General features: G+C 32.4%; 12 protein-coding genes and 3 tRNA genes. 9 read left to right on the forward strand and 6 right to left on the reverse strand.

Translation table 11 applies throughout. The features are described from left to right. The first annotated feature begins 94 nt into the window (after nt 1-94). From OJ995_RS11170 to OJ995_RS11190, 5 genes are all read left to right on the forward strand, one after another. Nucleotides 95-1,054, forward strand: a complete 960-nt coding sequence (locus OJ995_RS11170) for a zinc metalloprotease (RefSeq protein ID WP_264369493.1) — start codon at nt 95-97, stop codon at nt 1,052-1,054. 78 nt (nt 1,055-1,132) lie between these two features. After that, complete coding sequence (locus tag OJ995_RS11175; RefSeq protein WP_264369494.1) at nt 1,133-2,227, forward strand: AI-2E family transporter; 1,095 nt, start codon at nt 1,133-1,135, stop codon at nt 2,225-2,227. A gap of 2 nt (nt 2,228-2,229) precedes the next feature. Beyond that, nucleotides 2,230-3,408, forward strand: coding sequence for a THUMP-like domain-containing protein (locus OJ995_RS11180; protein WP_264369495.1), 1,179 nt, complete (start codon nt 2,230-2,232; stop codon nt 3,406-3,408). A 5-nt stretch (nt 3,409-3,413) separates the two neighbouring features. Further along, entirely contained in the window at nt 3,414-3,983 is a 570-nt protein-coding gene (locus OJ995_RS11185; protein WP_264369496.1) for a hypothetical protein, read from the forward strand. A 25-nt stretch (nt 3,984-4,008) separates the two neighbouring features. Further along, nucleotides 4,009-4,458: a RhsIA family immunity protein gene (locus tag OJ995_RS11190; protein WP_264369497.1), complete on the forward strand. Its 450-nt coding sequence runs from the start codon at nt 4,009-4,011 to the stop codon at nt 4,456-4,458. Nucleotides 4,459-4,468: 10 nt separating this feature from the next. On the opposite strand, the gene OJ995_RS11195 is transcribed toward OJ995_RS11190, so the two are convergent. The 4 genes from OJ995_RS11195 to OJ995_RS11210 form a co-directional block, all read right to left on the reverse strand. Next, entirely contained in the window at nt 4,469-5,308 is an 840-nt protein-coding gene (locus OJ995_RS11195; protein WP_264369498.1) for a hypothetical protein, read from the reverse strand. A 105-nt stretch (nt 5,309-5,413) separates the two neighbouring features. Then, a tRNA-Arg gene (locus OJ995_RS11200) sits at nt 5,414-5,487 on the reverse strand. 13 nt (nt 5,488-5,500) lie between these two features. Continuing rightward, nucleotides 5,501-5,575 (reverse strand) — tRNA-Pro (locus tag OJ995_RS11205). Between the two features lie 16 nt (nt 5,576-5,591). Beyond that, a tRNA-Ser gene (locus OJ995_RS11210) sits at nt 5,592-5,675 on the reverse strand. Between the two features lie 269 nt (nt 5,676-5,944). On the opposite strand from OJ995_RS11210, the gene OJ995_RS11215 reads away from it, so the two are divergent. Together OJ995_RS11215 and OJ995_RS11220 are read left to right on the forward strand one after the other, a co-directional pair. Further along, nucleotides 5,945-7,123, forward strand: a complete 1,179-nt coding sequence (locus OJ995_RS11215) for an acetyl-CoA C-acyltransferase (RefSeq protein ID WP_264369499.1) — start codon at nt 5,945-5,947, stop codon at nt 7,121-7,123. A gap of 86 nt (nt 7,124-7,209) precedes the next feature. Then, nucleotides 7,210-7,971, forward strand: coding sequence for a C40 family peptidase (locus OJ995_RS11220; RefSeq protein WP_264369500.1), 762 nt, complete (start codon nt 7,210-7,212; stop codon nt 7,969-7,971). Between the two features lie 32 nt (nt 7,972-8,003). Here the strand turns inward: OJ995_RS11220 and OJ995_RS11225 are convergent, their stop codons facing one another. Then, complete coding sequence (locus OJ995_RS11225) at nt 8,004-9,110, reverse strand: tetratricopeptide repeat protein (RefSeq protein ID WP_264369501.1); 1,107 nt, start codon at nt 9,108-9,110, stop codon at nt 8,004-8,006. Between the two features lie 55 nt (nt 9,111-9,165). After that, a complete protein-coding gene (gyrA, locus tag OJ995_RS11230; protein ID WP_264369502.1) occupies nt 9,166-11,721 on the reverse strand; it encodes a DNA gyrase subunit A in 2,556 nt (851 codons plus the stop codon). A gap of 254 nt (nt 11,722-11,975) precedes the next feature. Between gyrA and OJ995_RS11235 the strand changes: the two genes are divergently transcribed. Next, complete coding sequence (locus OJ995_RS11235; RefSeq protein ID WP_264369503.1) at nt 11,976-14,525, forward strand: ATP-dependent Clp protease ATP-binding subunit; 2,550 nt, start codon at nt 11,976-11,978, stop codon at nt 14,523-14,525. A gap of 80 nt (nt 14,526-14,605) precedes the next feature. Then, nucleotides 14,606-15,973, forward strand: a complete 1,368-nt coding sequence (rimK, locus tag OJ995_RS11240) for a 30S ribosomal protein S6--L-glutamate ligase (RefSeq protein WP_264369504.1) — start codon at nt 14,606-14,608, stop codon at nt 15,971-15,973.

Raw genomic sequence — 15,973 nt, forward strand, 5'->3', positions numbered from 1 at the left:
TTTACTTTAAAAAAAAGATAAACATTATACTAAAATGTTTAGAATATCGTTTTAAAATTGTTAACAAAATCAACTAACTAAAAATGTATTATTTATGAAAAAAATTCTTTTATCAGCAGTTTCTTTACTGCTATTGGTTTCTTGTAGTAACGAAGAATCAAACTCAACTAGCGATTTAGCAACGACTTCTACTCATGACCACAGAGGGTGCGCCTCACATGAAGTTCATGAGCAACAATTAAGAGAAAATCCAGAATTAGCTGCAAAAATGCAAGAAATCGAAAGATTTACTCAAAATGCAATAGCAAATGGAAGATTGGTTAATGGAAAAATTCAAATTCCGGTTGTAGTAAACGTATTATACAGAACTGCTGCTGAAAATATTTCTTTAACACAAATTCAATCTCAAATTGATGTATTGAACAAAGATTTCAATGCAACAAATTCAGATTTTAACCATGTTCCTACTGTTTTCTCAGGAGTAAAAGCAAACGTTGGGATTTCATTCGTACTAGATGCTGTTTACAGAAAATCAACTACAAAAACATCATGGGGAACTCGTGATGCTATGAAAAAATCAACCCAAGGCGGAATCAATCCTACTTCTCCAACAACTAAATTAAACTTATGGGTTTGTACTATTGGTGGTGGAATTTTAGGATACGCACAATTCCCTGGTGGTTCATCTGCAACTGACGGAGTTGTTATTGATTCAAAATATTTAGGAACTACAGGTACTGCAACTGCTCCTTTCAACAAAGGAAGAACAGCTACTCACGAAGTAGGTCACTGGATGAATTTAAGACATATTTGGGGTGACACTACTTGCGGAAGCGATTTAGTAAGCGATACTCCTACTCACAATACAGCTAATTACGGATTACCTGCCTTCCCTCACTACTCTACTTGTACAGGAACTCCTATTGAAATGACAATGAACTATATGGATTATACAGATGATGCTGGAATGTACATGTTCTCAAACGGACAGAAAAGCAGAATGTTGGCCATTTTTGCATCTGGAGGCTCAAGATTTTCATTTGCTCAGCCATAATCAAATGCAAGTTTTAAGTTAATCATGAAAACTCACCATTATGTGGTGAGTTTTTTTTAATTTAGCAAAAAAGTAAAAATGACATCGAAAGAGTTATCCTTAGGAATAGTTAGAGCTGTAGCTATATTAGTATCAGTTTGTTTGATATTATTTTTTTTATACCAAATAGCTACCGTAATTCTTTACTGTATTATTGCTATTGTGATTTCTTTATTATTGAATCCTTTGGTTAATTTTTTAAAAACTAAGTTTAAATTTAAAAATACAATAGCAGTTGTTACTTCCTTACTAATAACTTTCCTTGTTATTTCAGGTTTTATTTTGCTTTTTGTACCACTTTTACTTGCACAAGGTGAAAACTTGTCTCTGTTAGACATAAGTTCTTTAGAAAGAAATTATCACCTACTACTTGAAAATATTACCGTTTTTTTAGATTCTTATAACATAAACACAAAACAATTAATTGAAAGTAGTAAACTATCTTCATTTACTACTTTTGAGTTTATTCCAAATTTCTTAAATAGTTTATTAAGCACATTAGGCAATTTTAGTATGGGTTTTGCCTCTGTACTTTTCATTACATTCTTTCTTTTAAAAGAAAAAGATGTATTATATCTCAAATTTGAAAGATTACTTCCTGAAAGTCAAAAAGAAAAAGTTTTGAATTCTATTCAAGATATAAATCATTTATTATCACGTTATTTTCTTGGATTATTACTACAATTAACCATTATAATGCTTTTATACCTAATCATATTTATTATTTTTGGTGTACATAATGCTATAATAATTGCCTTGTTGTGTGCTATTTTTAACATTGTACCATACGTAGGACCTCTAATTGCTTCTATTGTTGCTGGTGTATTAATCATGACAAGCAGTATTGGAACAGGTGCAGATTTTGCTACAGAAACACTTCCCACTACAATTTATGTTTTAATTGGTATGTCCTTAGTACAAGTGATTGATAATAATTTTAGCTCACCATATATTTTCTCAAAAAGTACTAATTCACATCCTTTAGAAATTTTCTTAGTGATATTAATTGCTGGAATTTTATTTGGTATTACTGGGATGATTATCGCTGTTCCTTTTTACACTTCACTAAAAGTAATCGGAAAAGAATTTTTACCTGAAAATAGATTTATCAAAGCCCTTACCAAAAATTTATAGTTTTGAATTTAGAATCTCTTTTACATATTGATATCCAAAATTTTATCAACCAAAATCTGAATTCGGATAGTTCGAAGTTGGCTTTAAAGAAAAACCCTTTTCCCGTAGTAAATTATTCCGATATTATCAATCAAATTATTGCTAAAAAGAAAGCTAAAGACAAACTTCCAACTTGGTTTTCTTCTGAAAATATTATTTATCCTGAAAAAATATCTATCGAACAAACGTCTTCTGAAACTACAGCAAAATATAAAGCTTCATTGGTTTCAGGTGAAAAATTAATCGATTGCACGGGCGGATTTGGGATTGATGACTTCTACTTTTCAAAACAATTCAAATCGGTGATTCATTGCGAATTGAATGCTGATTTGTCTAAAATCGTAAAACACAATTTCGAAGTTTTACAAGCAACAAACATCGAATGTTATAAAGGCGATAGCACACAAATCTTAGAACAATTAAATCAGAAATTTGAATGCATTTACATTGATCCTTCGAGAAGAAATGATGCGAAAGGCAAAGTCTTCATGTTGGCGGATTGTTTGCCAAATGTAGTCGATTTACAAGATTTTTATTATCAATTCACGAATACTATTTTAATCAAAACTGCTCCTATTTTAGATCTTCATGCTGGATTATTGGAATTGAAAAATGTTTCGGAAATTCACATCTTAGCTGTTGATAATGAAGTAAAAGAGTTGCTTTGGAAAATTGAGAAAAATTTTAATGAAGCACCAGAAATTATAGCGGTGAATATCGAAAAGGAGAAACAAACGATTACCAAAATAGAAAGCTCAAAATCGTATTCAGCGCGTTATAGTTTACCAAAAAAATATCTGTACGAACCTAATGCATCCTTAATGAAATCAGGCGGATTTGAAGCGGTTTCCGAATTGTTTGCTGTTGGAAAATTGCACCAACATTCGCATTTGTACACTTCGGACGAAATAATTGATTTTCCTGGAAGAAAGTTTCAAATTGATGCGATTGTTCCGTTTCAAAAAAAAGAAATTTCACAATATATTCAAGGTAAAAAAATGAATGTCTCTACTCGGAATTTCCCCATAAAACCTGAAGAAATAAAGAAAAAATATAAAATTACCGATGGTGGAACAGTTTTTGCTTTTTTCACCACGAATATAAATAATGAAAAAATAATTTTACTTTGCACCAAATTATAATCCAAATGAAATACCTTTTATCGCTACTATTGTTGCTTACGTTAAGTATTAACGCCCAAAATAAAGATTGTATCTACGACATCGAAGAAAAAACCGATTCCACTTCATTAAAAGTATTACCCAATGTATTAATGCATGAAAAAATATTTGGAAACACCAATGAATACTTATTCTTTGCACTTTTAAACAACGATGGAACACCTATGTTAACTATCCAACAATTGCAAAAAAGTAAAGATTTCATTAAAACCAATTGCATTGCTAAGAATTCAAAAATTATCTTGCAATTAATGAATGGAAAAATCATAACTCTTGTAAGTTCTGATGAAGAAGCTTGTAGTGTGTTAACCTACGACGCTAAAGAAAAAAATAACATTAGAATCTTAACTGGTTATTTTTATTTTGCCAAAACCAATTACGAAGAATTAAAAAACAGCCCTATAAGTCTAATGCGTATTCAATTTGCAGGAGAAACAAAAGATTATGTACTAAAAAACGAACTAAACTCAGAAACGTTAAAAACAACTTCTAAACCAGATAGTTATTTTATGGATTTTTTGAAGTGTGTAGAGTAACTTAGTTATAAAATTTAATAAAATCATGAAACCAATTTATCTGTTTATTTTAAGTTTAGCTCCTAGCCTAATAGTTTCTCAAGAAATTAATTTAAATACGCCATCAGAAATAACTTTAGAATTTATCAAAGATTTCAAAAAATGGAATGATTTTGCCTATAATTTGAGTTTAAATAACAATGATGATGAATTAATAGAATCTGAATACAAAAAAATAATAACTAAATATTGTCAAGAAAATAAGGTATATCAAGGAATTGCGTTTGGAAGCCATTCTGATCATTGCCCAGAAAAAGAAAAAATAAGCAAAGAGATTATTAAAAAAAATACTGCAATAATTAAAACAAAATTTAGAGATCCTAAAAACAGTTTTCAAGACGCTGAATACGAATACCACTTTATTAAAATAGAAAACAAATGGTTTTTAGAAGAAGTATACCTCGTAGATAAAGATGGTAAATATGAGGGATTATAGCTATCTAGATTCAATTTTTTATTAACTTATCAAGTTTCTTTTTACTCTCAGAAAAGATACATGTAATAAATGTTTCTTTCTTACACGACAATGACTCCCATGAATCTACTTTAATATTAAAATCCAACCAGTCAGATTTATTTGAAACTAGTTCATCATACAAAGATTTATTACAATAAATCCAACCACTATAATTATTCTTACCGAAACTACTGAAATCAATATACTGGTTTGATTTTCCAAATTTTTTATCAAAATCATATGTTATATTTTGTGAACTTTTTAATGAATCATTTTTTGTTAGAATACTAATGTAAGCCTTTCCCTCAAAATCTATCCAATTATTTAAATTCTTTTCAGGATAATATACTCCTTGAGTTGAGTTTATTTTATTATGCATTTTTCTTGCCTCTTCAATTGAATTTGTTGAAAAACACTTCTTAAAAATAGGCTTATCAACATTTAATTTTTTAAATGGATTTCCTTCAAAAATACAAGTTTTACCGATTCCAGACGCAAATACAAATCCACAACTAATATTAACATACATCTTTCCTATTATAGAATCTTTATTAATTAGATAAATACTATAATCATATCCACATTCCATTAATTCATCTGTTTCTTCAGTTGCAATCCAGTTATTCTGTAATTCGATTAATTGTTCTTTATCTGATATTACAAAGTCTTTAAATGAGTTAGAAATCAAATTAATTGTATCGTAGGCTCTTCTTTCATAATTAAAGACTAATTTATAATCATTTGCTAAAAAATTGATATCACTTAAGACTTTAACTTGAGAAGTTATAAAATTTGGAAAAAAGATTAAGATTATAAGTATTCTTTTCATAAGAAAACATTTGTTTTTATTCTTCAAATATATCTATTTTATCAACACTAAAAATCATTAGAAAAGTACAAAAACAAAAAAGCCTTGCGTTTGCAAGGCTTTTTGTGATCGCGCCAGGATTCGAACCTGGGACCTACTCATTAGAAGTGAGTTGCTCTATCCAGCTGAGCTACGCAACCTATTTTATTATCGTCGGGGTGGCAGGATTCGAACCTGCGGCCTCCTGCTCCCAAAGCAGGCGCGATAACCGGGCTACGCTACACCCCGCAAAAAAACAAAAAAGCGGAGAGACAGGGACTCGAACCCTGGCGACGGTTACCCGTCGACAGATTAGCAATCTGCTCCGTTACCACTCCGGCACCTCTCCTATTATTGTTGTAAGAACTTATCTTTTTTGCGGTTGCAAATGTATATTTTCATTCTTAATTATACAACATTTTAGGGAGTTTTTTTCAATATATTTTTCTTATTCCTAAAAAAACGCTTACAATCAATACAATAGCTTTTTAATAAAAAAGAAATCAAATTAGTAATATCAAAATAAAATTCGATTTCAACTTAGAATATCAATAAAAACCTTGCCTCAATTCGAATAAAAATAGTAATTTCGCAATTCAAATAAAAAACCTTTCTATCATGACTAAAAGAGTAGTTATCGTTTCTGCCGTAAGAACTCCAATTGGAAGTTTCATGGGAGCTTTATCTAGTGTACCTGCTACAAAATTAGGTGCTGCTGCCATCAAAGGCGCTTTAAATAAAATCAATTTAGACCCTAAATTAGTTGACGAAGTATTAATGGGTAATGTAGTTCAAGCTGGAAACGGCCAAGCTCCTGCAAGACAAGCCGCTTTATACGCTGGTTTATCTGAAAGTGTAGCTTGTACTACTGTAAACAAAGTTTGTGCTAGTGGTATGAAAGCTGTTATGCAAGGTGCTCAAGCTATCATGGCTGGAGACGCTGAAATCGTAGTAGCAGGTGGTATGGAAAACATGAGCTTGATTCCACATTACGTTCACTTAAGAAACGGTGTGAAATTTGGACCAACTTCTTTAGTTGACGGAATGCAGAAAGACGGTTTAACTGACGCATACGACAACAACGCTATGGGTGTTTGTGCTGACTTATGTGCGACAGAATACAACATTACAAGAGAAGCGCAAGATAACTTCGCAATTCAATCGTATGAGCGCTCTGCTGCTGCGTGGGAAGCTGGTAAGTTTGATGCAGAAATTGTTCCAGTTGAAGTTCCTCAAAGAAGAGGTGACGCTATCGTAGTTTCTAAAGACGAAGAATACACTAACGTTAAATTAGATAAAATTCCTTCATTAGCTGCAGTTTTCACAAAAGAAGGAACTGTTACAGCGGCTAATGCTTCTACTATTAATGACGGAGCTGCGGCCTTAGTTTTAATGAGTGAAGAAAAAGCACAATCTTTAGGATTAAAACCTTTAGCTTACATTAAATCATACGCTGATGCGGCTCAAGAACCAAAATGGTTTACAACTGCGCCTGCAAAAGCATTACCAAAAGCATTAGACAAAGCAGGAATTTCAATTTCTGATGTTGATTTCTTTGAATTCAACGAAGCTTTCTCTGTAGTTGGCTTAGCTAATGCGCAAATCTTAGGATTAGACAATGATAAAATTAATGTAAACGGCGGTGCGGTTTCATTAGGTCACCCTCTAGGATGTTCTGGAGCTAGAATTATCGTTACTTTAATCAGTGTTTTAAACCAAAACAATGCTAAAATTGGCGCAGCTGCTATCTGTAATGGTGGTGGTGGTGCTTCGGCTATTGTTATTGAAAGAGCATAATTTATAACTTTTACTAATGATGAATTTTGAAATTTAGTTACATTTGTAATTAAATTCTTAATTCATCATTTTTTATTCAGACCAACATGTTTGGAATTTGTAATTTAGCCATAGTACCCGTAAGAGCGGAAGCCAGCGACCGAAGCGAACAAGTTTCGCAATTGCTATTTGGCGAACACTTTAAAATTATTGAAATGACTGCCAAATGGGTGCAGGTAGAATTGGCATTTGATAATTACATTGGTTGGATTGATGCGAAACAATATCAACCTATAACCGAAGAGCATTATACTGTTTTAAATAATACTCCTATCGTTCTTAATTCTGATTTAGTTGAATATATAACTACTACAAACAATCAATTAACTTCGATTACATTAGGCGCTTCGTTATCTTTTTTAGATAATGAAGAAATAAACACTAGTAAATATAGTTTTGAAGGAATAAAAGTTTGTGGTCAAAAACCAAAATCAGATTTAGTTAAAACCGCTTTCATGTATTTGAATGCGCCTTATTTATGGGGAGGAAAAACCCCTTTTGGAATTGATTGTTCTGGTTTTACTCAAATGGTTTACAAATTAAATGGGTATTCACTTTTAAGAGATGCTTCACAACAAGCCACTCAAGGAGAAGCTTTAAGTTTTATTGAAGAAAGTGAGCCAGGTGATTTAGCTTTTTTTGATAACGAAGAAGGTAATATCATCCACGTTGGAATTATGATGGAGAACAACTACATTATTCACGCTTCTGGAAAAGTACGAATCGATCGTTTAGACCATTTAGGAATTTACAATGCAGAAGTCAATCGACACACACACAAACTGAGAGTTATTAAAAAAATCATATAAAAAAATCCCGATTTTCATCGGGATTTTTTGTTTTAGTTGATGGCTTTTGCTTTTTCAGGCTGACCAATTATTTCGTAAGTCAATTTTAAAATGCTTTTTGTATTCGCATCATTTGGATTGATTGAATATGCTTTCTCAAAATCAGGTAATGATTTAGCGAACATTTCTTTTCTCTTTTGCATCAATTCATCATATTTTTTCTTATCCGCTCTTGAATTGTTGATTTCTGTTACCAATTTATCATCTTCAGCCAAACCAGCATAACCCGAATTAAAATAGATATCAAATTCTCCTTTTTTCAATTCTTCGTCATTAGGAGATAATTTTCTAGCTTCCGCATAAGTAGCTTTAGCTTTATCCATATTTCCATTTTGAGTGAACAAAATAGCTAAAATTTTTAATACATCTGGTTTAGTTGTACTAACTTTTACATCTCTTGGCTTTTCGTGAAATCCTAAAGAAATATTTTTTGATCTTTCTTCTCTTGAACTAAACTCTTCTTCTACATCATTTGCTTTGTTAGTAGCATAATAATACATACCAGAGTTCATGTAGTCACTATTAGCTAGCTCTTCATACAATTTTTCAGCCAATTTATATTCTTTTGAATTTACAGCTAAAATTGCAGAATTGTTTAAAGCTTTTCCTTCTACCTTTGGATCAAATATATAAAGACTATAAAAAATAGCTGATGCTTCTTTAAATTTCGATGCATTATTTAAATTAATCGCTAGTGCATTTAAAGTTTCTTTAAATATTTTTTTATCTTCAATCAATTCATCAGTGTAAATCTTTTTTCCAGATTTTTTTTCAAATTCAATAGTTGCATCTATAACACTACCATATTCTTTAATAAATTCTGGGTTATACAAACTCATTTGATCTTGCATTGTTGCTTTATCTCCTTTTGAAGCCAAAACAACTGTTGGATACATTGTTTTATAAAATTTAGCGTAAACTTTATCAGATTCTTCAGTAGCCAAAGTTTGTAAAGCATCACTTGCTGCTTTGTAATCTTGTAAATCTTTTTCAGAGATAGTTGATTTACTATATATTTTCTTTAATGTTTTAAGCTCATCTTTTTGAGCAAATGTGGCAACCGACAATAAAAGTGTTGCACTTAATAGTAATTTTTTCATTGTTTTAAAATCTGGGTTAAACAAAAGCCCAAAATAAATTTGGGCCTTATCATATTTATTCTTGTGTTTCTTCTTCTGATGAATCAATATCTATGCCAGTTTCAGCATCAGAGATATCTCCATTTTCATCTAGCACGACTTCTTCATCTTCACGAAGTACTTTAGTTACAGCAGCGATTGAATCGTTTCCTTTGATATTGATTAGTCGAACTCCTTGCGTTGCTCTTCCCATAACACGTAAATCAGAAACCATCATTCTAATTGTCAATCCTGACTTGTTGATAATCATTAAATCATCAGCATCAGTCACGTTATTAATTGCAATTAAAGCTCCTGTTTTCTCAGTAATATTAAGAGTTTTTACACCTTTACCACCACGATTCGTGATTCTGTATACATCTTCTCCATCGTCATCAACTAATTTTGTACGTTTTCCGTAACCATTTTCAGTAACAACTAAGATTTGTGATTCTGTAACGTGATCTTTATCGATAGATACCATTCCAATTACTTCGTCTTTATCATCAGCTAAAGTAATACCTCTAACTCCAGAAGCAGTTCTTCCCATTGGACGAGTTTTCTCCTCTTCAAAACGAACTAATTTACCAGACTTAACTGCTAATAAAACTTGACTGTTCCCTGTAGTTAATTTTGCTTCGATTAATTCATCATCTTCTTTAATGGTAATAGCATTAATACCATTTTGACGTGGACGAGAATATTGCTCTAATGGTGTTTTCTTAACTTGACCTTGTTTCGTAGCCATGATTACATAGTGACTATTGATGTAATCTTGATCTTTTAAGTCTTGAGTACAGATAAATGCTTTTACTTTATCATCTTGCTCAATATTGATTAAGTTTTGGATAGCACGACCTTTACTTGTTTTAGTTCCTTCTGGAATTTCGTAAACACGCATCCAATAACATTTTCCTTTTTGCGTGAAATACATTAAATATTGGTGATTTGTTGCTACAAATAAATGCTCTAAGAAATCTTGATCTCTAGTTCCAGCCGATTTTTGTCCAACTCCTCCTCTATTTTGTGTTTTGTATTCCGATAACGAAGTACGTTTGATATAACCCGCATGAGAAATCGTAATTACAACACTTTCATCAGCAATTAAATCTTCGATACTAACATCTCCACCAGAGTATTCAATTTGAGAACGACGTTCATCTCCATATTTATCTCTAATTTCAACTAACTCGTCTTTAATAACTTGCATTCTCATTTCTTTACTTGCAAGTAATTCTTTTAAATACGTTATCAATTTCATGATTTCTTCGTATTCAGCACGTAATTTATCTTGCTCAAGACCTGTTAATTGTCTTAAACGCATTTCTACGATTGCACGTGCTTGAATTTCCGATAATTTGAAACGCTCAATTAATTTAGTTCTAGCCTCATCACCATCTTTAGAAGCTCTAATGATTTTGATTACTTCATCAATATTATCAGAAGCAATGATTAAACCTTCTAAGATATGAGCTCTTTCTTCTGCTTTTCTTAAATCATACTGAGCTCTACGAACTACAACATCATGACGGTGTTCAACGAAATGATAAATCAAATCTTTAAGATTTAACATTTGCGGACGCCCTTTTACCAATGCAATGTTATTTACACTGAATGAAGATTGTAATTGTGTATATTTATAAAGTGTATTTAAAACTACATTTGGAACTGCATCACGTTTTAATTCATAAACCACACGCATTCCATTTCTATCCGATTCGTCTCGAATATTTGAAATACCTTCGATTTTTTTATCATTAACTAAATCAGCCGTTTTCTTAATCATTTCGGCTTTATTTACTTGATATGGAATCTCGGTAACAATGATTGCTTCTCTACCATTTACTTCTTCAAAACCAACTTTTGCACGCATAACAATACGCCCTCTACCTGTTTTGAAAGCCTCTCTTACCCCTTCGTAACCATAGATAATTCCTCCTGTTGGAAAATCCGGCGCTTTGATGTAATTGATTAATTCATCTATTTCGATATCATTATTGTCAATATATGCTAATGTACCGTCAATAACTTCTGTTAAGTTATGAGGCGCCATATTAGTTGCCATACCTACCGCAATACCAGAAGCTCCATTTATCAATAAAGTAGGAACTTTAGTTGGCATAACAGTTGGCTCTTGCAATGTATCATCAAAGTTTAATTGAAAATCAACTGTTTCTTTGTCGATGTCTGCTAACATTTCTTCCGAAATCTTTTTCATTCTAGCCTCGGTATAACGCATTGCTGCTGGACTATCTCCATCAACAGAACCAAAGTTACCTTGACCATCTACCATTAAGTAACGTAAGCTCCATTCTTGAGCCATACGCACCATTGCATCATATACTGAAGTATCACCATGTGGGTGATATTTACCTAAAACTTCTCCAACAATTCTTGCCGACTTTTTATGGGCTCTGTTCGAAAGAACTCCTAATTCGTACATTCCGAATAAAACTCTACGGTGTACAGGTTTTAAACCATCTCTAACATCAGGAAGTGCACGCGACACAATAACAGACATCGAATAATCGATGTAAGCTGATTTCATTTCTTCCTCTATGTTAATAGGAATTAACTTTTCTCCTTCTGACATAAGTATTTATATTAAAATTATATATTAGTACTAAAACGTGCCAATATACGGCTTTTTGAACTTTTAGCACAAATTTTAAACCACTTATTTCGACTATTTATTAACAATTTTGTTTACAAATTGGTTATAAATCCTACTCCAGTTTCTTTCTTTTTTCAAATATTTTTTGTCATTTAGCTATCTATACATTTTATAAGGTATGATTTTTGTATTTCCTTATAGAATTTTGTACATTTACTTATATTACTAATGCTATGGACGATAATTTTTCACCGCGAGTTAAAGACGTAATTACCTACAGTAAAGAAGAAGCTTTACGATTAGGTCACGACTTTATTGGTACCGAACACTTAATGCTAGGAATACTTCGAGATGGCAATGGAAAAGCAATTAACATCTTGAATAATTTAGCAGTTGACTTATCTCACTTAAGAAAAAAAGTAGAAATACTTAGCCCTGCAAACCCAAATGGCATTCAAAATATAGAAAAGAAAAACCTTCATCTTACACGACAGGCAGAGCGTGCCTTGAAGACTACTTTTTTAGAAGCGAAACTTTTCAATAATTCCGAAATAAGTACAGCACACCTATTGTTATGTATTTTACGTAACGAAAACGACCCTACAACCAAGTTGTTGAACAAAATAAAAATTGATTACGAAACCGTTAAAGAACAGTATACAGCCATGATGACAAACGAAGACGATTATTTAGAAAACTTGCCGAAAGCTGAGTCATTTAATGACGATTCAGGACAAGATGACAGTTTAAAAGAAGGCTCATTTAACAATCCTCCATCAGGTGGAAAAACCAATAAAAAATCAAAAACTCCAGTTTTAGACAATTTCGGTCGTGACTTAACCGAAATGGCAGAAGAAGGAAAACTAGACCCAGTTGTGGGACGTGAGAAAGAAATCGAACGTGTTTCTCAAATTTTAAGCCGCAGAAAGAAAAACAACCCGCTTTTAATTGGAGAACCTGGAGTTGGAAAATCAGCTATTGCTGAAGGTTTAGCTTTGCGAATTATTAAAAAGAAAGTATCTCGTAATTTATTCAACAAACGTGTAGTTACGCTTGATTTAGCAAGTTTAGTTGCTGGAACAAAATACCGCGGACAATTCGAAGAAAGAATGAAAGCAGTAATGAATGAATTAGAGAAAAACGATGATATCATTTTATTCATTGATGAAATTCACACTATTGTAGGTGCTGGTGGAGCTACAGGTTCGCTTGATGCTTCTAATATGTTTAAACCTGCATTAGCAAGAGGTGAAATTCAATGTGTGGGAGCTACAACATTGGACGAATACCGTCAGTATATTGAGAAAGATGGCGCTTTAGAAAGACGTTTTCAAAAAGTAATTGTAGAACCAACATCTGTTGAAGAAACAATTACCATTCTAAATAACATCAAACCAAAATACGAAGACCACCATAATGTAATTTACACACCTGAAGCAATTGAAGCGTGTGTTAAATTAACAAATCGTTATATGACCGACCGTTTTCTTCCAGACAAAGCTATTGATGCTTTAGATGAAGCCGGTTCTCGTGTTCACATTATTAATATCGATGTTCCAAAACAAATTTTGGAGTTAGAACGTCAGTTAGAAGAAGTGCGCGAACTGAAAAATACAGTCGTTAAAAAACAAAAATATGAAGAAGCCGCTAAACTTCGTGATGATGAAAAACGCATCGAAAAAGATTTAGCAATTGCACAAGAACAATGGGAAGAAGATTCTAAAAACAACAAAGTAACCGTTACAGAAGATAACGTTGCTGATGTGGTTTCTATGATGACAGGAATTCCAGTAAATCGTATAGCACAAACTGAAAGTAATAAATTAGCTCACTTGCCTGAACTTATTAGAGGTAAGGTAATTGGACAAGACGAAGCAGTATTGAAAATTGCAAAATCTATCCAAAGAAATCGCGCTGGTTTAAAAGATCCGAACAAGCCAATTGGTTCGTTTATATTCTTAGGTCAAACTGGTGTTGGAAAAACACAATTGGCTAAAGTTATTGCAAAAGAATTATTTGATTCTGAAGATGCTTTAGTTCGTATTGACATGAGTGAATATATGGAGAAATTTGCTATTTCTCGTTTAGTTGGAGCACCTCCTGGATACGTTGGATACGAAGAAGGCGGACAATTAACTGAAAAAGTTAGAAGAAAACCATACTGCGTAGTACTTCTAGATGAAATTGAAAAAGCACATCCAGATGTTTTCAATATGATGCTTCAAGTATTAGATGATGGACATTTAACCGATAGTTTAGGTCGTAAAATCGATTTTAGAAATACGATTATTATCATGACTTCTAACGTTGGTGCTCGTCAATTGAAAGACTTTGGAACCGGTGTTGGATTTGGAACTGCATCAAAAACTGCACAAACTGAAGAACATTCAAAAGGAATTATCGAAAACGCTTTGAAAAAAGCTTTTGCTCCTGAGTTTTTAAACAGAATTGATGATGTAATTGTATTCAATGCTCTAGAAAAAGAAGATATTGATAAAATTATTGATATCGAAATGGACAAATTATACGACCGCGTTAAAGATTTAGGTTACACTTTAAAACTTTCAGAAGCAGCCAAAGATTACATTGCTGAAAAAGGTTTTGATAAGCAGTTTGGAGCGCGTCCGTTAAAAAGAGCCATTCAAAAATATGTTGAAGATGCTCTAGCTGAAGAGATTATTACTCAAAAAATCCATGAAGGCGATCAAATTTTCATGGACTTAGATGAAACGGCACAAGAACTCAAAATAGAAATTAAGAAATTAGAAGAACCAAGCTCATAGCTTGGTTTTTTTATTTTATGCAATTTTAAAATTATATTAAAAAAAATACTACATTAGATTCTTAATTTATTCGTTTAAAAATGTTAGACAAAGTTATTGTAGGTAGCGAAGAATGGTGTTCCTTCCCTACTTTAGGAATCCCAACAATTAAAGCACGTGTTGACTCAGGAGCAAAAACTTCTGCTCTTCATGCTATCAATATTGTTACTTTTGAAAAAGACAGTGAAAGTTGGGTTAAATTTGATGTAAATCCTATTCAAAATAATGCTAAAGCAGTAATTCATTGCGAAGCACCATTGGTAGATAAGAGAGTTGTTAAAAGTTCGAGTGGCTTTAGAGAACAACGCTATGTTATCAAAACCAAACTTGAAATTGGTGGAAAAACTTGGGAAATCGAGGTTACACTTACTAACCGTGATTCAATGGGTTTCCGAATGTTATTAGGTCGTGAAGCGATGTCAGGACGTGTTTTGGTTGATCCAGAGCAACGTTATTTATTAGGACAACCAACAACCGAAAAACTAAAAGAATATTACTACGCTTCTAATGAATCCAAAAAAGGTTTAAAAATTGGTTTATTAGCAAGTAATCCAGAATTATATAGCAACAAACGAATTTTAGAAGCAGGCGAATTAAGAGGTCATGAAATGCATTTCTTAAATTTGAAATACTGCTATATGAAATTAGACGCAACAAAACCCGAAATTCATTACCGTGGAGGAAAAGTTCTAAACGATTTTGATGCCGTAATTCCTAGAATTCGACCAAGTATGACCTATTATGGCTGTGCGTTAACGCGTCAATTTGAAGCTTTAAAAGTATTTGCTTTAAATAACGCTTCTGCTATTACACAATCAAGAGATAAACTATTTTCATTACAATTATTATTAAATAACGGAGTAGATATTCCAACCACTGGATTTGCCAATTCACCTTTAGATACAGACGATTTAATTAAAATGGTGGGTGGTTCGCCTTTAATTGTAAAATTATTAGAAGGAACTCAAGGAAAAGGTGTCGTTTTGGCAGAAACTAAAAAAGCAGCCGAATCAGTTATTAATGCTTTCAAGAGTTTAAATGCTAATATTTTAGTTCAAGAATTCATTAAAGAAGCGAATGGTAAAGATTTGAGACTCTTTGTTGTAGATGGAAAAGTTGTTGCTGCTATGCAACGTGAAGCTGCTCCGGGAGAATTCAGAGCGAATATTCATATGGGCGGAACTGCTTCTGTGGTAAAAATTACTGCTGACGAAAAGAAAATTGCTATTAAAGCTGCAAAAGCGATGAATTTAAAAGTGGCTGGAGTTGATATTATTCGTTCGTCAAAAGGTCCTTTATTGTTAGAAGTAAATTCATCTCCAGGTTTAGAAGGAATTGAAGGCGCAACTCAAAAAGACATTGCAGGCGAAATGATTAAAGCAATTGAGAAAAACTTTAAGTGGAAATAA

Origin of the sequence: Flavobacterium lacisediminis, from assembly GCF_025909975.1 — a bacterium.
Classification (GTDB): Bacteria; Bacteroidota; Bacteroidia; order Flavobacteriales; family Flavobacteriaceae; genus Flavobacterium; species Flavobacterium lacisediminis.